Raw genomic sequence first — 20,527 nt, forward strand, 5'->3', positions numbered from 1 at the left:
TCGAGTTATATGTTTAGAGCGCTCCTGCAACTGCCTTAATCGGCTCGCGGAATTCCTTTATTCCACCAAACACGTCACCAATGAGGCCGGATGTTGATTCGATTGTGAACATCTGAGTACCTGCATCAAGGGCTACTGCTGCACATACGCAGGGGATTGCGAAGCCTCTTGAGTGCCTGGTAACGACGTGGTTACCGTTGAAGACACCGGGTCCACCGCCACCATAGATTGAGTGGCTGAAGAATGAGAATCCTACTGCGACACCCTGTACTTTACCATAGTCACAGCCGGGGAGACCGGTTTCCTTCTCAAGCATGTCGTTGAAGTACAGAAGTGTTGAGGATACGTTCTGGGCTGCACGGCCTGCACCACAGTTCACGAGAGTGGCTGCAAGGGTACCTGCTGCTGCATAGGCGTTCCACATTGGGACGTCGTTTGCCTTGTAGAAATTGTATCCGGATGGTGCGGTCTTGTCAACGGAGATTACACCGTCTTCAATTGCCCTGCCGACAATGGACTGAATAACGGTTCCGATGGTACCGTCTTTGCCGTTTTCCTTTACGAGGTCGTATACGACATTGTTGGCGTTGAGACCCTGGCAAGCAAGACCGAGGAGCTGATGCCTCTCGAACATACCAACTGCGCCGCCCATCTCAAAGATACCGGCCTGCTCATAGATTGAGGAGAGTGCTGCTGCGTTCATTGCACCGCGGTTGGTGATTGCTGCAACGTGGTTGGCCATGATGTTCCTGAGGGAGAAGCCGAGACCTTCGTTGTTCTGAGGGATGTTCAGGATACCTGCAACGTTTCCACCCATGAGGTCCATTGTCTGTGGGTAGCTTCCCCAGACAGCGCCCTTCACTATGGGTGCATCGTACATATCGGTTTTGAACATATCCAGAACGGTCTGGGTGACTGCTGCTGCACCTACTGTGGTTGCGGACATGTAGTCAGCACCAGCGACTATCCTAGACTCTGGGACCTGGACGAGCAAGCTCTTTCCGCCCTTTAGGACCTTTACCTCTGCATTGTCGCCTTCATCGACCTGGATAAGACTCTTAACGCTTGCTGCAATAGCATCAACATTGCCTACGAGATCGTAGTTGAGTCCACGGCCTAAGATCTGACGGCCTTTGCCACCCATCTTGCCGCTTGCAAGTGCGCCCTGAATACCTGCGAGGTTGACTGCAACGGACCTCTTGGTGTCCAATATGATTTTTTTAATTGCTGCGTTTCTTGTTGGAGCAAGGTTCATGATATCGACATTGCTCTCGAGCAGTTTTCCTCTGTCGTCGTAGATGTCTACTGTGTCAGACACTTTAATTTCCTCCTTAATTTATTAAAATCATTTTGGGACTGGTCACCTACTCGAGTGCAAAAGCACTCACAAATCAAGTACCGCTTCGTTTTTAAGTGTCCACTTTCCCAATGAAATCTCATTCGTTTAGAAGGTACTTAAATCTTTTGTGTTCTCCGCTAGATGAATTAGTATATTTTTTTAAAATTAATTTTATTAAGAAGATATATATTATTTTAGGATTATATAAAAAAACGATATCAATGGAAAAAAGAAATTTTGAGATTACTTAAAACTACCGACAATAGCCTTGAGCACTTATTTAATAATTTTCCCGAGTAAAGACTAATATAACTTAATTTTTATTAAAATGTTCATATCCAATCAAAAGAATCATACCAAAAAGATTTAGTAATATCCTCGTAATACGAAAGTTTAATATGGAAGTAGTTGTCGACGTAGGCGGAAATCCCGGGGTAGACTGCAAAGGCTTTTGCAAATATTGTTATTTTAAGAAGGTAAAAGATGTTCAGCCCCTGGGCTGCAAGTATTGTCTCCCTTTTAAAAAAGGGTGTGATTACTGTACTCGCAGTGTGAAAGAATCGTACTCAGGCTTCAAGTCTCTCCAGATGGTACTCGAAGAGACTTCAAGAAAACTTTGCTTCACAAGCGGAGAGGTAAAAAAATTCACTGTCAGTGGAGGAGGGGACTTAAGCTGTTACCCCGAACTGAAAAATCTTGTTACTTTTCTATCTCAGTTCAACACCCCAATACATCTGGGATATACCAGCGGAAAAGGCTTCAGTAAGCCTGATGACGCCCTATTCTACATCGATAATGGAGTTACAGAAGTAAGTTTCACAGTCTTTGCAACAGACCCGGCTTTGAGAGCCGAATATATGAAAGATCCTGAGCCCGAAGCTTCAATTCAGGTTCTTCGGGACTTCTGTGCCCACTGTGAAGTCTACGGGGCAATAGTTCTCCTCCCTGGAATAAATGATGGAGAGGTTCTTGAAAAGACCCTGAGTGACCTGGAAACAATGGGTGCAAAGGGAGCTATTCTTATGAGATTTGCAAACTTTCAGGAAAACGGTTTGATTCTCAATAATTCTCCTATCATTCCCGGAATAACTCCACATACGGTTTCTGAATTTACTGAAATTGTGCGCAGTTCCGCAGAAAAGCATCCTTCAATCAGAATCACAGGAACGCCACTGGAAGACCCATTAATTGGCTCACCTTTTGCAATCCGCAACGTTCCAGAAGCCCTATCAAAACTTCCCGGAGTAACCAAAAAGGCAACTGTCATCACAGGTCAGGTTGCAGCCCCCAGGCTTACGGAAATATTTGAAGCCCTTGGGGGGACTGTAAACGTAGTTCCACTAAAAAAGGACATCGGATGCCTCATTACTATTGAAGATTTCAAAACCCTGGACCTCTCTGAGGTAACTGAAACTGTCTTTATTCCGGGAAGGGCTTTTGCCCATGACCTGGAAATCAAAGAAGCCCTCAAAAGAGACGGGGTAGACAGACTTGTACGCAGAGGACCCGAGCATCTTTCCGTGGACGGGGAAATGTCCATAGGCATGACCAGGGAAGAGGTTTTGGAACTGGAAATAGAGAACTTCACAGAGCTTATTAGCCAGATTAACGCCCTGGGGCTGCCTGTAAAGTAAAGCCTCACCCAAAATAAAAAGTTAAAGAGTGTGACCTGGAGAGAGCCAAACATTAATAAAAAAAGGCCAGAAAATGAAAAGCCTCTTTTCCAGAAGAAAAAAATCGGCAGGAAAGCTTGGAGGCATTTGAGTAAAAATTCCAACTTCCTCCGGCTTTTAGACTGCCCTATCTCCTCCCTACCGGCCGTAAGAAATCTTTTCATATTCTTAACACGTTCTGTTCTTGCCTCAGCGCGCAGACCCGGACATAAAATCTGAAAGTCCCAGCTGTTTAACCTTGTGGTTTTCAAACAACGAGCAGATATCATAATCAAGAAGCTCGATCCTCTGTCTGGTATAGCTGGAAACCCCGTACCTTTCTCCGATCTCTTTTGAAATTTTAAGATATTTGCGGACAGATCCCTCATGCACAGTCAGTATCACATTGCCTCCGCATTTCGGGCAAGTACCGGTAAGGGGTGGGCGCCTGAATTTCTCACCACATTTGATGCAGCGCATCCGCTGTCTGGAAAAAGAACGAAGATTTCCGATCAGATCCGGAAGGAAATGGGACTTGAGAACCCTTTCAGCTACATCAGGTGCATCTACTGCCCTTATCCGATTAGCCAGAGTGAGTTGAGCCTCCATCTTTTCAATCATACTCCCAAGGGTCTTATATGAAGAATTAAGAGGGCCGGCAGCAATGTTCGAGGTATCATGTGTAAACATGAAATGTTCGTACTGCTCAGGCGTCCCAAGCCGGCTGCTAACCAGATCCATAATACGTTCAAGTTCTGTGGGGCTTTTGATCTCCTGCGTAGCCCTGTAAAACTCGATAGGATAGCGCGCAGAAACATCGATATTATGGGCTTCCTTATCCACTTCCTTGGGGTCGATCCTGGTAGTTAGCACCAGAGGAGCATCCATCTTTCCTCCCCTTTTATCGGGCAGATATGACCTCGAAAAATTGAGAATCCCATCCATAAGGAGCATTATGCAATCTTCATCCCCATCGCAATTCCTGCGTTTTGAAGCATGGAAAAAAGGATGAGCATAGCCTACGGAAGCTTTCGTAAACCCTATGAGGCGCCCAAGTACTCCTGCGGAAGTATGAGGAGCAAGCCCGATGAGCAATGCCCCCACAAGGTCCTGAATAGTTTCGGCATTATAATAGGGCTCAATCTTATAATATTTCACCAGAAGGTCATCCACGTATTTTGCAGTACGCAGCATATACTCAGCCCCGTCATAAGATATCACAAGATCCTGAACCTTCAGGCAGACGACCTGGTCGTCCCTCTCAAGGGGTTTTCCACAAATATCCTCCAGGTAACCGAGTTCCAGGAGTTTGGCTGCCGTAATTCCCAGTTCATCAGCCCTGATATGAGTAAGGGGAATATCTGACATGTCGTAGCGTATAGTTCCATCCTTAAAAACGTAAACATTATGTTTTGCGCGCAGGATTCCCTTTTCCAGAGGCTCGGGGGTCATCTGCCCATTCATGAGCCGCTTTACTCCCTTGATAAGATCCATTTTTTCCCTTTCACCCAAGTTCTCAAAAGCCTGCTTGTAAATGGAACGGAAATCCAATTTTACGTTTGCAACGGAAGTCGGCTTTTTCCCGCACTTGGGGCAGGTCTCCGCACCCCTTACATCGATCTTGCAGCGAGAGCAGGAAAGTTTGGAATTAGTGAATTCTCCGCATTCACAACGCCAGAAATAAGTTTCTTTCCTGCAGGCAGGGCATTCTCTCAGCCCTAATTCCACTTCAATTTCCCCTATCTTCCCATTCATGCAGGATGTGTAGTCGGAGGCAGAGACAAGATTTCGCGTAATTCCTCCGGAATTGTTTATCGGGAAGAGAACCTGGGCTGCAGGAGACATCTTGCGCAGGTCAGATTTTTCCGGCCTTCCCATTCGTGCCCCTATCCTTGAAGGAGCTCTCGGGTAAACCTTAAACCCGCTCAAAATACCTGCAGCTTCCACCATATCATCTATGTCTGGCATACTGGCTTTTTCTTTGAGGGAATGGTCAAGCCCGAGGCATAAAATAAACGGAAGAGCCTCTTCGATAAGGATTTCGTCATCTTTTACCCTGTGCAGTACAAGGAGCTTTTCAAGCACCGGCTTTATTCTCTCTTCAAGAGAAGCTTCCAGGGGCAGTTTAAGGACTCCTGCCCCGGCCACCTCACCTGCCAGAAAGCTCCCTTTTTCAGCCACAAATTTTCTGAGAGCTTCAAACTCATTCCGGTTTATGTCGTGCCAGAGATAGGTGAACTTCGGATGCAATGGCACATTAAACTCCTCTGCAAGCCTGAGAGCAAGGGAAGCAGATGGATTTTTCAGCTCTTCCTCGGGAATTTTTTCAGGACAGGCGGCCTGGTAATCATACTGCCACCATTCGAAAACATAAGGTGAAGGCATGAGAGGGTGGTTATTTTCCAGGAAGTCCCCGTAATTGATCAGAATTTCCCCGATATCGACAATAACCTCAACCTGTGGGCGGAGTTCATATGCCTCCTTTAGATCATCTATACGGATGAGGTCTCCAGAAAAAAGTCTTACCGTAGGTCCCTCTATGGAGTCCACGGCAGACATGGCTGCAGCTTTACCGGGCCTTTCAACCTTGAGCTGAGTCCCATTAGCTATAAAATCGTCAAGCAAGACCATGCTGGCAGGACTGATCCCTGCCGAAGCAAACGAAGTATTTCTTGACCGCCCGTACCGCAGCCTGAAACCTCCTGGCCTTGAAGGGTGGGAGAAAACAGGCCTTCCGGCGATCAGGTCACGGATATATTTATCCTTTGGCTTGATCTTGTTTTTGTGCTCATCTTCAGCGCTCTCCCCGCTTTTAGCACCCCCGATAAGTATCTCCAGCCAGTCCCACCCGTCCATCTTCAACTTGTTGACGTGCTTTTTGACCTTGGGGGCCTTTAAGGCGAGACCTTCGGCAAGCACAAGGCACATTCCTCCCCGGACACGGTTTGTCCCTATCCTCTCAAGATTCCTGTGTCCTTCGACCTCGGCTTCTTCAGTCGGGTCCCCGTCAATGCAAACAGGGCAGTTCCGGACAATCAGGCGGATTTCATCTTCGGAAGGCATGTACTGCAGGCTTGCAACCCTCTTGTAAAGCAGGATTTCTTCTACATAGCGCTCTACTTCCTCATCTCTTGGCTTGTAGCGGTCAATCCCTATCCCGCGCCTCACATAGTCGCCTACCAGCACGGAAAGAGCTTGCGCAGTCCCCCCTGCACTTCGGATGGGCCCGGAATAAAATATCCGGATATACTGAGAGCCATCGTCATTTTTCCCGAGATCTACCTTATCGATTCCTTCAATGGGAGCTGCAACTACCCCTTCGGTCAGGACTGCCATAGAAACACGGATAGCGGCTTCCACGGCATCTTTCTTTGTTGGAAAGCTTCCTACTATCCCTTCGGCGACCTGGCGCCCGATTTCAAGGGCAGCTTCTTCCCTGGACATATTGACCTCAAGTTCCCGGATCTTTGCAGCAACCCCCTTGACTCCGATAAGGTTTTCGACCCTATCTGCAAGGTCTTTGGCAAGTGGAATTTCTACAGTGGGCTTCGGATCTCCTCCCCGGGCCCGAGCCCTATTTGCAACCTCAATTGCCTCTTTTAACCTTGCCTCAAGCTCGTTGAAGTATTCATGCATTTCCTCACTTGCGATTGTTTCACCCATATTGAAAAGTCCCTTTTTGGAAAAGAATGAAAAAAGATTATCTCTGCTTACGCAGGGATCCCGCAGCGAAGAGGCCTGACATCGAAGTCACAAAGAAGACAAAAACCCCTGCCCAGAGAAGATAGTACCCGATATCAATACCAAGAATTGTTATATTAAGAGTCTTCAAAAGCAGGCCTGCTGCCAGGATCGCAAGGCTTACTCCTGTTGTTTTATTGTTCTGCGCCCGGACTTTTTTATAAGCCCGCATTTTTTCCATCCTTTCTCTTTTTTCTGCTTTCAAGAAGATCTCTCCAGGTACCTGAACAACCAATAACTATCAAATCTGACTGTCAAACTCTCACTTATACTATTGCAATTTAACCGGTACAACCAATTTAAACAGCATGTCTTACGGATGCAGCTTCTCTTAACCGGTTAAGGAGTGCAGCTCCAAGTCCTGAAGGGTTAAAGGAGCCATCAGCCAGAATAACATCCAGACCCTTCGCGTCCAGAACCCTGAGCCCTTCAAAAAGTCTTCTGGCAGCTTCTTCCGGCCCTTTGCGAGACCCAAGTAAAAAGCATTCATGTGCACTCAATCTTTCAGAAGCAAAAAAGCCTGCGGTCTCATCGCTGAGCAGAAGCCCGACTTTCTTACCTTCGCGCAGGTAATTTTCGAGCAGGGCGTCAATCTTTTCGGAAACCTTTCTTATTTCCCCTTCCACAAGCACGACCTGCGCATCCGGGGCATAATGACTGTATTTCTGACCTGCCTTCTTTTCAGGCATAGCCTCTCCAGCCCTGGCTTCAGACTCCCCATACGCGGGCCTGACTTTACCTATGACCCTTTCAAGCTCGTCAATTCCCACGGCTCCGGGCCGCAGCACTACCGGAGGTTCGACCGTCATATCGATAACAGTTGACTCAAGCCCTATAGCTGCTCCCCCTCCGTCAATGACCGCATCAATCCTGCCTGTAAGGTCAGCCAGGACATGAGATGCCAGACTGGGGCTGGGCTTTCCCGAAAGGTTCGCACTCGGAGCAGCCAGAGGAGTTCCGGCCCTCTTTACAAGCTCCAGAGGAATCCTGTGGTCAGGCATGCGGAGCCCTATCGACGTCAGGTTTCCCGAGGTAATTTCCGGGACAAGATCGTTTTTCTCAAGAACAATCGTAAGGGGACCGGGCCAGAAAGCGTCCATAAGCCTGAAAGCTTTTTCAGGGATGTTTTTTGCGATCTTTCCGAGGTCTTCCCTGGAATGGACGAGCAGGCTAAGAGGATTACCAGGCGGGCGTTCCTTTGCTTCAAAGATTTTCCGGACGGCGTCAGGGTTCAACCCGTCAGCTCCAAGCCCGTAAACGGTTTCCGTGGGGAAGGCGACTGTCCCTCCCCTTCTGATAATCACTGCAGCCTCGTCAAGAATGGCGTCAAAGTTCTCTTCGGAGACCCGGAAAAGGCGGGTCTTTGTTTTATTTCCGTTTTCTGCCTGCACCGAAGGTAAACTCCTTACTGATTATTATCATGCTATTGTTTCTGTGTTTTACAGATTGTAACTTGTTCTCATTATGCAGCATTATTTATTAAGCCACTTTTCGAGAGCAACTTCAAGTTCTTTGTGGTCCTTTGCATAGTCCTGCATGCTGACTCCTTCAAGGCTTGCATCAAGTGCCTGCCTGCAGGCAGTAGCTCCGGCTGCCGTGCCCATTGGGTGCGCATGGATTCCACCGCCAAACTGCATAATAACATCTTTTCCAAAGATAGAGTAAAGGTCAGGAATCATTGTAGGAGCAAGCCCTCCGGACGCGACCGGGAACATTGGCTTTAATCCTCCCCAGTCCTGGGCAAGGACATGCTGGCTCTCATCCGCAGGCACTTTATCTAGCACACACTCATCTCTCAGAGTCAGTACCTCATGTTTTTCTCCGTGCATTTTCCCTACAACCGTGCCTATGTGGAGCTGGTCAAGCCCTATCAACCTGCAGAGCTTGGCAACGAGAACCATGCTTATCCCATGGCGGGGGTTCCGGGTATAGGCCGAGTGCATGCAGCGATGGGCATGAAGGGCAAGGCCCGCGTCTTCAGCCTCTTCCCGCAGGGTCTGAAGGGCAGTCCAGCCCACGGGCACGATATCGATCATTGCATAGCTGGCACCCAGGTCTTTGAGGACATTTAAGCGCCGGGACATTTCCTTACATGTCGGGGCTGTGATGTTGCAGAGGTACATCTTCTTCTCCCCGGTCTCGACTTCGGCTTTTTCTGCGATTTTCAGGGTGAGTTCAGCCCTTCTGTCAAAGCCATTGAACTTCTGGTCGGTAAGGTTCTCATCATCTTTAACGAGGTCGCAGCCGCCGGCAAAAGAATTGTAAGCAACTTCCGCATGTTTTTCAGAGTTCAGGCCAACCTTCGGTTTTACTATAGTCCCAATAAGGGGCCGGTCCTGCACACCTACAAGTTTCCTGATCCCCTGAAGCCCGAAGTTCGGACCTTTGAACTCGCGAAGCATTGACTCTGGGAAGGTTATGTCCTGAAGCCTGAGATTGTCAACGATTTTCATACTGAAGATGTTTCCTGCAACAGCACTCAGCACCTGGGGGACCGAACCCAGTTCAAAAAGATCTTCCGAGTAAGCCACCCTTACGGTCTGCGATTCTTCGTCCAGGTAAAAAACGTGAGGTTTTAATTTCGCTGCAAGTTCGGGACTCAATGTGGAAATCTCAGTCCAGGAGTCTATAGAGCTTTCCCCTGCCATGTGGGTGGCAGCTTCCTCAAAATTTACTCCTGCTGACGGTTCAATGTGGAATTCACAGACCATATCTGTGTCTTTTGGGCTGTAGCCCATGTCGATGTAGTCCCTGCGCATTTTCGTCACTCCTTTGGAATAAGCAATTTTGCAGAATAAAATCCAGTTATATAGAATAATAGTTCTGATTGAAGGAGGTAACTGAACATAAATAAAAATTTGTTTATCAGAACCGAAAAACCTGACCGGACCAGAAAAAGGGACTGGAGGAGAAGGAAAAAAGAGGGACCTCCTGTAATCTCCAAAAAGGAGGAGGGAAACAAAAAGAATATTATGAGAACTGAGGTTCTATTCGGAAGTCTTTTACAGCCCCCTAATAAGAGCAGTTCTCTAATTGGAAAATAATTTTAAGGTTCTTTACTGCTCCAGCTTCAAAGGGTTTCCGATACCAAGGCCCATCAGGCGGGTCTCTTTCTGGGCTCCGAAACCTGGAGTGAAATCCTTTCTTTCAAGGTCAAACCGGACCTGCTCTTTCTGAAGCCCGTAACCGTCCATATGGTCGAAAATCAGTTTTTCCATGAGCTCCAGCCCATAGTCCACAGCCTCGAGATAATTATCTGCAACCTTCCTTTCTACTTCAGAGAACACATGATACTGCTCGGTTCCGGAACCTGCCGGGCGGATTAGAATTTCACTTCTCTTGACGATGTTACCAGCCAGGGCTCCTACAGCATTACCGACCTCATGGAATTCCGGAATACGGATATCTGCATCGATAAATTCTCTGAGTTCGGGCACATAGGCTTTGACAGGCGCCCCGATCATTATGACCGGAATATTGATCTTGAACTTTGTGAAACGTGAGCTTGCCAGCAGTTTTTCAAGGTCTTCCCGCTTGAGGTCTTTTGCAAAGAATGCCAGCAGGTCAAGAGCAATATTTTTTGCAAAACTTCTTTTTATTTCCCTGGAAAAACTTTCAGGATCCAGCCCGAGGTAGCTGCCAAGAAGTTTTGCTCCCAGCCAGGAGGCGGTACTGTTCCACATTTCATACTCTCCAAGCACATGGAGGGCATCCGTAGGTGTGAAACCTATATGGCAGATGCAGCGTTTCTGGACCAGGGAACGCAGAACCTTTACAAACTGCAGGGGATGTTTTCCAATTGCTTCTGCAATATCGGATATTGAAACCGGCTCATATCCTATAGCGTCAAAGATCTGACGTTCATGGTTTTCCAGTTCAAATTCGATAGAGTAATTAAGGGCCTGTATGTCATCATCAGACCTCGGGTTCCCACTCCTGACAAAGAAGCTTGCTGGCTGGAAGATATCATCCATTATCCTATCAGAAATTTTTTCAGCATTCCTCAACTTGTCTTCAAGGAGAGGATAATCTGAAGCCGCAAGGCAGATCGGAATAACCCGGTTAGGGCCAATATAGAGTTTTCTCTGTACCCAGACGTGGCTGTCTCCTCCCATAGCTGAGGTTCTTATCCTGACCGCCTTGACCATAGTTTTCCAGTCTCCCACTACAGCCCCGTTTTCACTGATCTCGGGAACTCCGTCCTCTATCAGAGCGATATCGGTGCTCGTGCCTCCTACATCCACAGCCACGCAGGTTTTCAAGCCACTTATATGGGCAGCCCCTACAAGGCTTGCGGCAGGGCCTGAAAAAATAGACTCCACAGGTTTTTCAAGAGCCTCTTCTATGCGTGCAAGGGAGCCGTCGCATTTCATTACCATCATAGGAGCTTTGATATTTCTTGCTTCCATTACCGATAGAACAGCCCGGATGAACTGGGAAGTTATCGGGATCAAGCGAGCGTTCAGAACTGCGGTTACTGCCCTTTCGTAAGCTCCCAGGCTCAGGGAAAGTTCGTGCCCGCAGACCACGGGTTTATCGGTCAGCCGTTCTATTATTTTTTTTATAGAAAGTTCATGTTCCGGGTTCCGTACGGAAAAGTAAGAAGATATGGCATATGAGAAGAGCCTGCCTCTGGTGTCGTTAACGAATTGCTCCACAGATTTAAGGTCAAGGCAGCTAACTTCATTTCCTTTTGAATCGTGGCCGCCATCTATGGAAATTGTCTCACGCGCCGGGATAGTTCCATTGACTGTATACCCTGCCAGGATCAGGCCTGCTGGATGGCCCTTGCCTTCCAGTGTGGAGTTTGTAGAAAGAGTTGTGGATACTGAGACCAGTCTGATATCCTTCAGATACTCCTGTTTTAAGCCTGCAACTACGTTTTCGATCCCTTCAACCAGATTAGAATGCGTCGTTAGTGCTTTATTAGAATCAAGAATCCTGCCTTCTGAAAGATCCATTAAAACGGCGTCAGTGTATGTTCCACCAGTATCGATTCCTAAACCTAGTTTCATAGTTAATATTTATTTTCAAAAAAATATAACATAGCCGATCAGAATTTTGCAGGAGTATAAGGTTCTGCAGGAGGGCAAAATATTGAGGGGTACGAAATAATAGAGGGGAAGAAATATTGAAAGGAAGAAAAGGTAAATAATAAAGGCTGCTCGGAAAATATCCTGTCAACTGCCCGCTAAATCTAAGATTTAACGGGTTTCCTGCTGAGGTTTTATGAACCCAGGGTCTTGAATAATCCCTTAAAAAAACCAGTTTGAATCCCGGCAATATTCCATCCATGATTTTAATTAAGGGATCTTCTTCAATGGCGGATCACTTGTTAAAAGGCGGCTCTGATTCGTTATTCGGTCCAATTAGACTCTTTTAAGACCGTTTCTGTCCTTCATCAGAACTTTCCTGATTCATGACTTTTCCGAGTTCAAATTTGGTCTTATCTCCTGTAGAATCCTGTTCAGACCTCTTTTCAGACCCCGTTATGACCCGCTTTCAAGTTGCTTCCTAAAAAAGAGTCAAGATTCTGCGTATCTGACAAAGGAAGCCTTAATTTCACCGGGATTTACTGGTATATATAAATGAGATATGAAAATAGATAACATAACCGACTCTATTTTTAGAAGGCAAAAAAAATTTTATTATTTGCAAAAAAACATTAGACTTTCAATTTCAAAATAAGCCTTTTTTACATCGAGGGTGATTTTCATCCTGCTGAAATAAACTCGTCCCCTCAAATTTGAAGCCGCATAATTTTTTACGGATATTATATGGGAAAAACGAAAAAGAATCTGCAAACAGGAATTCTATTGAATCAAAAGACCAAAGCAGAACTGGATAAAAAAGAAGCAGAAACCTGATCGAATAGATATAAATCGGAAAAACAAAAACCCGATAAAAAACAAAAAGATGAATGTGTTTGAAAAACACATTCATTTCATCTTTATTTTCTTCTCTCTTATTTCAGCTTTATTTTCTTCTCTTTCCTGCGTATTCATCCATGCAAGTGACGTCACAGCATTTCACTCCCATCCTGTAGGCCGCCCGGGCGATCATGTGTCCGGAGATCGGGTTGGTAAGGAGGATGAAAAGTGCGACAGTGAAGGCTTTTACACCCATGGGAGTGATACCCTCCTGAATAATAATGCTCGTGAGAACTCCGAAAGCTCCCAGGGTGCCGACCTTGGTAGTTGCATGCAACCTGTTATAGACATCAGGCAGGCGAAGGAGACCAATCATACCCAGAGAGAGGAAAAAGATCCCTATAAGCAGACTGATGATACTTAGAATATCTGCAACAAGTGCCAATTCACCAGCCATTAGAGCACCTCCCCTTTATCAAGGTATTTTGCCACTATAACCGTTCCTACGAAGGAAATGATTGCAAGAAGCATGGCTACGTCCATCAGGAAGATCGAACTTGCCTGATAAGCGTAAAGCGCGAAAATAACACACAGAGCATTACCCATGGCATCTTCTGCCGCAATCCTGTCAGCAAGGGTCGGACCGTACAGCACTCTGTAAATACAGGGAGCTGTTGCGACGACCATCACGATCAACGCCAGGAAATCTGCCTGTTCCAGTGAGATCATCATTCGAATGCCTCCAGCACATATTTTTCAAGATCGTCCCTGATGGAATCACGGACTCCCTGAGGATTGGTTGCATCGATAGAATGGACATAAAGAATGGATTGGTCATCCGAAATGTCCACGGTCAGGGTTCCGGGAGTCAACGTGATAGTGTTTGCAATCCCGGTGATGCCTATATTGGTTTTGGTTCTTATAGGAACCGCGATAATTCCGGGTTTGATGTTGATTGTGGGACTGAGAACGATCTTTGCGACAACAATGTTGGCTTTTATAATCTCCTTTATCAGCACATAGAAGTACTTTATTTTCTTGGGAATCTTTGCCAGCCAATCCCCTGTCGGGTGTACTACTTCATCCAGCCTGTACAGTTTGCTGAAAGGCTCTACAACTACCATTCCGAAGATGAGGCCAAGAAACAGACTGCCGATGGTTACATACCCACTGACCAGACACCAGACGACCGGGAGTGCCATGTAAGTAATCAAACGACGCTTCATCTAATCACCCTCAATAATACTGCATCAATATACGGCTGCGGATCAGTGATCTGCATCGCTATGGTCTGTGCAATCTCAAGGATCGGGTTTCCAAATATTCCGAGAATGAACACAAGAGCTGCCAGCAGCATGATCGGACCTACCATCAACATGGATAGTTTGTGGTGGGAATACTCCCCGTACTGCGGGTCTCTCTCTCCCCAGAAAATAAGCATCCAGCCTCTGAACATATAGAACAGAGTAAAGAATGCAAATAATAACGCAATAGCTATAGGGAGATAGAATGCCGATCTGAGTCCTGCATCGAAGAGGGAGAACTTACCAATAAATCCGCCCATCGGGGGTACTCCACCAATAGACATGGCTCCTACAAGGAAGGAGAAAGCCATTAAGGGATTGCTGTTGATCATGCCTCCCATCTTACGCATGTCCCTGGTATCCGCATGGTGAATAATTCCACCCGAAGTAAGGAACAACATGCTCTTGGCAATGGCGTGGTTTATCAGGTAGACAAAAGATGCCGCAACGATTAAAGTCCCGCCTGCAATTTCACCTGCATCAAGTGCAATCGCTCCCATTCCAAAACCCAGGAAAACATATCCTATCTGGGATACACTGGAGTAAGCTAACAAACGTTTGACATCGTTCTGTCCTATTGCAGCTGTGGCTCCAAGTCCTATAGTGATGAGAGCGAGCAGTAGAATGATCGGTCCGTACACTCCTTTGAGAGGTGCAAAGATAACAAAGAGGACCCTGAGTATACCATAGGCTCCGATCTTGATAATCACACCACTGAGCATCGCACTGATCGGGGACGGAGCTGTGGGGTGAACATCCGGAAGCCAGTAGTGCAGAGGAAAGACTGCTGCTTTTCCAGCGAATACGATAATGAAAAGCAGACCAATAGCGTACATGTGCCAGGGCATTGTACCTGCATCGGCAAGAATCCTGACCTTAAGTGCAATGTCAGCCATGTTCAGAGAACCGACGGATGCGTACAGAGAAGTGACTGCAAGCAGCATCGCATTTGAACCGAGCATGTTCAGGACAATGTACTTCATGGTAGCTTCCATCTTATCCGAGATCTTCGTAACCTTTGAGGTTTCGTTTGCAACGATCAAAGCTCCTGAAGAGAGCAGCATGATCTCGAAGAAGACAAACAGGTTGAAAATATCGCCTGTCAGGAAGATTCCGTTGATACCTGCAAGCATCAGGTTGTACAGGGAATGATAGGTCAGATTCAGGGATTTACTCTCTATATAATCGTAGGAATAAATCAGACCCATACAGCCTATAAGGCAACTCAGGACAACCATACTTGAGCTCAAAAGATCGGCTACAAGCACAATTCCGTACTTTCCGAACTCACCTACCTCATATACTATTATTCCGTCGTTCCAGACCGTATAGATCAGCAGCCCGCTTAAAGCCAGCAGCCCGATGCTCACTATTATATCAAGAGCCTTCTGGAGTCCAGGGTAATTCTTGCTGAGGATAGTAAGAGGGGCCATTAGCAAAGGTATGGCGATCAGGAACATGGGCAGATGCTGCATTAAGAAGCTCATCCCCACAACCTCCTGAGTTCCCCTACATCAATAGTACCATATTCTTCATTAATGCGGTACGCAAGGGTCAATATGAAAGCAGTGGTTGCAAGCCCGATCACAATTGCCGTGAGCACGAGAGCCTGCACAAGAGGGTCCACGAATGCTGTATACGGATTGGTTGTTATTGGCCCGATTATTCCAGCTGCCAGGTTATCGTTATAGATAAGGCCCTGGTTAAGGCCCTCAACAGCTTGCTGGTGCTCCAGAATCGGTACAAGCGTACCGTCACTGAAGACTCCGCCAGCAACTATGTAAAGGTTTATGGAGTGGGATATGATCCCGAAACCGATGATGACTTTCATCATATCCCTGCGGAAAATCAGGAAAGTTCCGATTCCAAAGAGCAGGGAAACGGTAAGTGCGAGAAGAGTGTTATTCATTTGCCACCCTCCGAAGCTTTGTCAGTTCCTACTTTAGTCACAATAAATAGCAGTCCTCCGACCACTACAAAGTACACACCAAGGTCAAAGAACATGGAAGAAACCAGTTCAATCTCACCAAGGTGAATGCCTCCTACTACTACAGGAATGAAATCAAAGGCACTTCTGAAGTAGTTGTGGCCTGCAAATAAAGGAGACCATGCCGTAATACTTGCAAACAGGAGCCCATAGCCAAACCATGTGTGCCAGTCGGGGTTCCAGATTTTCTTGATGTCATCGAATCCGTATGCCACGTAGATAAGTCCGATTCCACAAGCACACAGCACACCACCAATGAAACCGCCGCCCGGCCTGTTCCCACCAATCAACAAAAGATCGATAGAGTACAGCATGTCCACCATCAGGCAGATCTTTGCAATCGTTTTGGTAATTACCGTGGTCACTCTTCTTCACCTCCCTCAGCTTTTCCTGCTCTGCTCAGGATCAGGTTATAGACACCAAGAGCTGCAAGGGAAAGAACCGAAATTTCTCCAATGGTATCATACCCTCTGAAGTCCACGACTATCACGTTGACAACGTTAAGCCCACCTGTCATTTGCAGGCTTTTGTCCATGAAGTAGTGAGAGAAGGACTCAAACGGTGCAAGCATTCCGGCGTTTGCGTTTACCATTAAGGCAAAAACTGCAAATGTAACCACTGCCGAGATTGCGAAATTCACCATAACCTTACCCGCTGGCATAGGTTCCTTGAATTTCTGAGGAATCTTAATGATTGCCAGGATGAAGATAATGGTTGACAGTGTTTCCACACAGACCTGTGTCATTGCAAGGTCAGGAGCCTTCAGGTACATGTAAAGCAGGGATACCAGGAAACCCAGAGCCGAGAGAGACAGGACCGCAGGCAGATATTTAGGGATTATCGCAGCACCAAGCGCTGCCACAATCATCAGAGCATAAAGCACGATCTCATAAGGCTGTGAATTGAAGTTCAGTCCTTCAGGGAAGATGCTTCCCAGACTTATACCCTGGGTGTACACTGGCCACAGGATCAGGAAGATCATGAAAAGCATTGCAGCTTTGATATAACCTCCGATAGGTCCTGGCTGGGTAACTGCTCCGAACTTGGCGGCTATACCCTTTGCATTGTTTACTGTTGCATCATACCAGTAGTTCACGCTGATCCAGGGGAGCTTGGCATTGAAACTGTTCTGCCAGGCAGCAATTGAGTCATAGAACTTGTAGAGTACAAGACCGATGGCAAAAGTTGCTATCGTCATCAAAAGCGGCGTGGTAATCCCATGCCAGAGCTTGATGTGCAGAGTATCAGCATGTGGGACAAGTCCACTGTAGGCAGGCTGGATCAGATAATCAACCGGGAACTTGGGGTAGAGCCCGAAGAAGATGATCAGACCTGCAAGGAAGACTGCCGGAGCCAGCATAACCCAGGGGGCATCGTGAATGTGGTGAGGGACATCGTGGTCGTGTGTCCTCTCTCCGAGGAAGATCCCGTCTATCAGTTTGATAGAGTACATCAGGGTGAACACACCACCGGCCACTGCAACAGCGGGGAAGACAATAGCCCATGGACCTCCATAAGTTTCTGAAACCAGTTCTCCGATTTCAAGGGATGTTTCATAGAACATTTCCTTGCTCAGGAAACCGTTGAGGGGAGGGACACCTGCCATCGAAGCTGCTGCGATCACCGCAACTATGAACGTTTTTGGCATCTCCTTACGCAAACCACCCAGTTTTCTGATATCTCGGGTTGTCGCCTCGTGAGCCACGATACCTGCCACCAGGAAGAGGGTAGCCTTAAAGGTGGAGTGGTTCAGCAGGTGGAAGGTTGCTGCAGCAAAACCCAGTCCCGGATGTTCAGCCGTACTGTAACCATACATGGTCATCAGGTAGGCCAGCTGGCTGATTGTCGAGTAAGCCAGGATGGCTTTGATATCGGTCTGTCGGAAAGCCAGGAAGCCCGCCATAACCATGGTGAACATCCCTGTTCCTGAAACCAGGATCAGCCATTCGGGGGTTCCCGAAAGGATAGGGTGCATCCTTGCAACCAGATAGACACCAGCCTTGACCATTGTAGCCGAGTGCAGGAAGGCGCTCACAGGGGTCGGAGCTTCCATAGCGTTGGGTAGCCATATATAGAATGGGCCCTGTGCAGATTTGGAAGCAGCTCCAATGAAGATCAGAACCAGGACTGCAACATAAAACGGACTTCCGTGTAATGTTGAAAGGAGTTCTGAACTCTGAGCGACTTCAGAGATACCATAGGTGCCTGTAACAACCCTGAGCATCAGGAAGCCTGCGAACATGACAAGTCCGCCACCGGCAGTTATCAGAAAGGCTTTGGTTGCGCCGTATACGGATTCTGGTCTTTCTCTCCAGTATCCGATAAGCATAAAAGATGTTATACTAGTCAGTTCCCAGAAAATAAACATCTGGATAGTATTATCTGTATAGGCAATGCCCAGCATTGCACCCATAAAGAGTAAGAGCCACTGGTAGTACCTTGGCAGGTCTTCCTTTGTGGACATATAACCGTTTGAATAGGACATGATGATAACACCAACGCCTGAAACGATTAATGCCAGGAGAACGGCCATGCCATCTCCGTAAAAGTCTAAGGATAGACCAGCTGCCGGTAACCAGTCCCACGAACCCTTAACAGGAGTGCCTGCCATAGCGTACGGGATTACCTGGGCGTTCAACACAAAACACGTAAATGCGATAAGTGCCGAAATCCAGCCAATCCTCTGTTTGAATACTCTATATAATACAGGTAATGTCCATGCAAGTATAAATGGTAAAAAGACAGCTATTACTATTGCATTAAATGGATCCATGAATCATCAACCCAACCTCTGTAGTTTTTTGGTTATTTAATAGTGAACACTAGTCAGGTTCAAAAGTTTCAATCCAGAATTCAATCCACATAGAAAATAAAGATATAATGTAATCTTATATTTTCCTCGCGTATACTCTTTTGTCATATAGTAAAAATGTTTCGGTTTTTACTGGATGCATCTTCAGCATCAAGCAAACTATTTTGCGTCAAAATTGCGCGCTAAATCTTGCCAAATTGTTCCCTGATTACAGCAAATACCTCCCTTTCAAAACTGCAGATTTTTACGTAATTGAAATTACATCCCACTTTTCTCATTGAAATTTTAGCTTTTCTCAGTTCTTAACGCTACCGATTTTATCATAATAGGGGTTTAATGGAACGATGTACAATAATCCAAATCAGAACTAAATAAATATAAAGGTATAAAACCGATAGCATCTGGTTTACTAATTTCCATGTGGATTCTCAAATATTTGAACATTTCCAAAAAACACTATCAAGAAAAGAGCAATTTCGAGGAAAAAAAATATGAAAATAAAGGTCAGAAGAAAAAAATTTCATTTTGGAGTAGCAATTTAATCAGAATAATTAATGAAATTAGTTAATAAGTAACCCCCTTGATCAGTATAATTTATTTAGCTCACTAAAACTGTGAATCAGTAGATCTAATTTGAGAAAGCAATAGAGAATGATTCAGTAGCAGGTTCAGTGAAATTAAGTCAGTTTTAAAATATATATGCGTATATATCAAAAAATTGAAACTTACGTATAAAATGAATCAAATAGATAAAAAAGAGAAATATGTGCATTGAAAGTAAAAAAAATCTAAATAGAAAGAAACTCGAACGAAAGTTTTTTGTCAAAAAAAAGAAACAGCGGACAAAAAAAGGTCACAAAAAGGAAAAGAGTATATCTAACATAATTATTCGAAACCTTCTGGTTTTGAAACGGTCAGAGAAATGTTCTAGAAATGTGTTAAGGAATGGATTCTCGATAAAAGAATAAAAATTAAAAAATATAAAGGGCGTACTTAAAAAATTTCAAGAGCATTGCAAAAGGACGGATAATTTAAAAACTGCCCATGCTAAGTTAAAAAGGTACAGCAAACTAAACACAAAGATCCGTAAAACGCCAGTAAATACGAGCCTGATGAGAAAAAAGGTTCAGAATTATTTTCTCTTCTATAATATGAAAAAAGGTTCAGAATTATTTTCTCTTCTATAATATGAGAAGAAAAATAATAATTCTTCTATATGCTGATTCTATACTCAACATATTTATCAGGGTTCAGGCTTTTGTTTCCTGTCCTTCGCCCTGAAACGGTCCTCTGTCTTTTCGAATTAATTGATCTCTATTGCTACAGGACTTTCCTCGGGGCAGCGCCTGAAGGTAACCTCAAGCACTCCATTTTTGTAACTTGCTTTTGCACTCTTCGGATCCACAAGGACAGGGAGTTCCACGTCTTCCGAATATTCAGAAAGCCCAATGACTTTAATTTCAAGGTGCTGAGCGGTAGCGTGCAGCAGGAGATCTTTCTTTTCAACCTCCGGAAATTCTGCAAGTACGTGCACCATGTCCTCGTTTTCAAATATATCAATTAAAGGTTCTTTTGTTTCTGAGGCAAAGAAGTTCTCTTCTTTTTGAGAGTATTCCGGAACGTTTCCAAATTCCCGGAGTTCAGTATCTTCCCCCGGGCGATGAATGATAGAAAATCCGTAAACAAAGGGAACGGACTCTCCCATTTCTTCCAGGAGGGCTTCGATCATCTCTTCCAGGTTGTCAAAAAGTTCAGACCCAAAATCTTCAAAGAAATCCTTTCTTTTTCTTATGCCCACCATTATTACCTCTGATTTTCCTCT

At 45.8% G+C, this 20,527-nt stretch carries 15 protein-coding genes; 1 reads left to right on the plus strand and 14 read right to left on the minus strand.

The annotated features are described in order from the left end of the window. Positions 1-13: 13 nt before the first annotated feature. The gene (mcrB, locus tag EO93_RS04550) at positions 14-1,318 is read right to left on the minus strand and encodes a coenzyme-B sulfoethylthiotransferase subunit beta (protein WP_048161261.1); all 1,305 of its coding nucleotides are present in this window, start codon (positions 1,316-1,318) and stop codon (positions 14-16) included. Positions 1,319-1,737: 419 nt separating this feature from the next. On the opposite strand from mcrB, the gene mmp10 reads away from it, so the two are divergent. Then, positions 1,738-2,973, plus strand: a complete 1,236-nt coding sequence (mmp10, locus tag EO93_RS04555) for a methyl coenzyme M reductase-arginine methyltransferase Mmp10 (protein WP_048132147.1) — start codon at positions 1,738-1,740, stop codon at positions 2,971-2,973. Between the two features lie 228 nt (positions 2,974-3,201). Here mmp10 and EO93_RS04560 read toward each other — a convergent pair whose 3' ends face one another. The 13 genes from EO93_RS04560 to EO93_RS04630 form a co-directional block, all read right to left on the minus strand. Continuing rightward, on the minus strand, positions 3,202-6,654 hold the full coding sequence (locus EO93_RS04560) for a DNA polymerase II large subunit (RefSeq protein WP_048161262.1): 3,453 nt from the start codon (positions 6,652-6,654) through the stop codon (positions 3,202-3,204). A gap of 37 nt (positions 6,655-6,691) precedes the next feature. Next, positions 6,692-6,937 carry a hypothetical protein gene (locus EO93_RS04565; protein ID WP_048132142.1) on the minus strand — a complete coding sequence of 82 codons (246 nt, stop codon included), beginning with the start codon at positions 6,935-6,937 and terminating at the stop codon, positions 6,692-6,694. A gap of 94 nt (positions 6,938-7,031) precedes the next feature. Beyond that, positions 7,032-8,123, minus strand: a complete 1,092-nt coding sequence (locus EO93_RS04570; RefSeq protein WP_048161263.1) for an L-threonylcarbamoyladenylate synthase — start codon at positions 8,121-8,123, stop codon at positions 7,032-7,034. An 81-nt stretch (positions 8,124-8,204) separates the two neighbouring features. Then, positions 8,205-9,518: a type III ribulose-bisphosphate carboxylase gene (rbcL, locus tag EO93_RS04575; protein WP_255350196.1), complete on the minus strand. Its 1,314-nt coding sequence runs from the start codon at positions 9,516-9,518 to the stop codon at positions 8,205-8,207. Positions 9,519-9,788: 270 nt separating this feature from the next. After that, positions 9,789-11,747, minus strand: coding sequence for a hydantoinase/oxoprolinase family protein (locus tag EO93_RS04585; protein WP_048161265.1), 1,959 nt, complete (start codon positions 11,745-11,747; stop codon positions 9,789-9,791). Between the two features lie 961 nt (positions 11,748-12,708). Further along, positions 12,709-13,059: a monovalent cation/H(+) antiporter subunit G gene (gene mnhG, locus EO93_RS04590; protein WP_048132133.1), complete on the minus strand. Its 351-nt coding sequence runs from the start codon at positions 13,057-13,059 to the stop codon at positions 12,709-12,711. Further along, a complete protein-coding gene (locus EO93_RS04595; RefSeq protein ID WP_052733474.1) occupies positions 13,059-13,334 on the minus strand; it encodes a cation:proton antiporter in 276 nt (91 codons plus the stop codon). Before EO93_RS04595 ends, mnhG begins: the two co-directional genes overlap by 1 nt. Further along, a complete protein-coding gene (locus tag EO93_RS04600; RefSeq protein ID WP_048132131.1) occupies positions 13,331-13,828 on the minus strand; it encodes a Na+/H+ antiporter subunit E in 498 nt (165 codons plus the stop codon). Before EO93_RS04600 ends, EO93_RS04595 begins: the two co-directional genes overlap by 4 nt. Then, complete coding sequence (locus EO93_RS04605) at positions 13,825-15,393, minus strand: proton-conducting transporter membrane subunit (protein ID WP_048161266.1); 1,569 nt, start codon at positions 15,391-15,393, stop codon at positions 13,825-13,827. Before EO93_RS04605 ends, EO93_RS04600 begins: the two co-directional genes overlap by 4 nt. After that, positions 15,390-15,815, minus strand: coding sequence for an NADH-quinone oxidoreductase subunit K (locus EO93_RS04610; protein ID WP_048161267.1), 426 nt, complete (start codon positions 15,813-15,815; stop codon positions 15,390-15,392). Before EO93_RS04610 ends, EO93_RS04605 begins: the two co-directional genes overlap by 4 nt. Continuing rightward, positions 15,812-16,258, minus strand: a complete 447-nt coding sequence (locus tag EO93_RS04615; RefSeq protein ID WP_048132125.1) for a monovalent cation/H+ antiporter subunit B — start codon at positions 16,256-16,258, stop codon at positions 15,812-15,814. Before EO93_RS04615 ends, EO93_RS04610 begins: the two co-directional genes overlap by 4 nt. Next, positions 16,255-18,666 (minus strand): hydrogen gas-evolving membrane-bound hydrogenase subunit E, encoded by a 2,412-nt coding sequence (gene mbhE, locus EO93_RS04620; protein ID WP_048161268.1) that lies wholly within the window; start codon positions 18,664-18,666, stop codon positions 16,255-16,257. Before mbhE ends, EO93_RS04615 begins: the two co-directional genes overlap by 4 nt. A 1,342-nt stretch (positions 18,667-20,008) precedes the next feature. After that, positions 20,009-20,506 carry an Hsp20/alpha crystallin family protein gene (locus EO93_RS04630; protein WP_048132249.1) on the minus strand — a complete coding sequence of 166 codons (498 nt, stop codon included), beginning with the start codon at positions 20,504-20,506 and terminating at the stop codon, positions 20,009-20,011. Positions 20,507-20,527: the final 21 nt, after the last annotated feature.

Source organism: Methanosarcina sp. 1.H.A.2.2, assembly GCF_000979975.1.
Classification (GTDB): Archaea; Halobacteriota; Methanosarcinia; order Methanosarcinales; family Methanosarcinaceae; genus Methanosarcina.

Bases quoted from the DNA above. Each gene is read 5' to 3' on its own strand.
- EO93_RS04630 (WP_048132249.1), bottom strand. From the start codon at position 20,506: ATGGTGGGCATAAGAAAAAGAAAGGATTTCTTTGAAGATTTTGGGTCT.
- mmp10 (WP_048132147.1), top strand. From the start codon at position 1,738: ATGGAAGTAGTTGTCGACGTAGGCGGAAATCCCGGGGTAGACTGCAAA.
- EO93_RS04595 (WP_052733474.1), bottom strand. From the start codon at position 13,334: ATGATGATCTCACTGGAACAGGCAGATTTCCTGGCGTTGATCGTGATG.
- mnhG (WP_048132133.1), bottom strand. From the start codon at position 13,059: ATGGCTGGTGAATTGGCACTTGTTGCAGATATTCTAAGTATCATCAGT.
- EO93_RS04610 (WP_048161267.1), bottom strand. From the start codon at position 15,815: ATGAATAACACTCTTCTCGCACTTACCGTTTCCCTGCTCTTTGGAATC.
- EO93_RS04560 (WP_048161262.1), bottom strand. From the start codon at position 6,654: ATGGGTGAAACAATCGCAAGTGAGGAAATGCATGAATACTTCAACGAG.
- mbhE (WP_048161268.1), bottom strand. From the start codon at position 18,666: ATGGATCCATTTAATGCAATAGTAATAGCTGTCTTTTTACCATTTATA.
- EO93_RS04605 (WP_048161266.1), bottom strand. From the start codon at position 15,393: ATGAGCTTCTTAATGCAGCATCTGCCCATGTTCCTGATCGCCATACCT.
- EO93_RS04600 (WP_048132131.1), bottom strand. From the start codon at position 13,828: ATGAAGCGTCGTTTGATTACTTACATGGCACTCCCGGTCGTCTGGTGT.
- EO93_RS04585 (WP_048161265.1), bottom strand. From the start codon at position 11,747: ATGAAACTAGGTTTAGGAATCGATACTGGTGGAACATACACTGACGCC.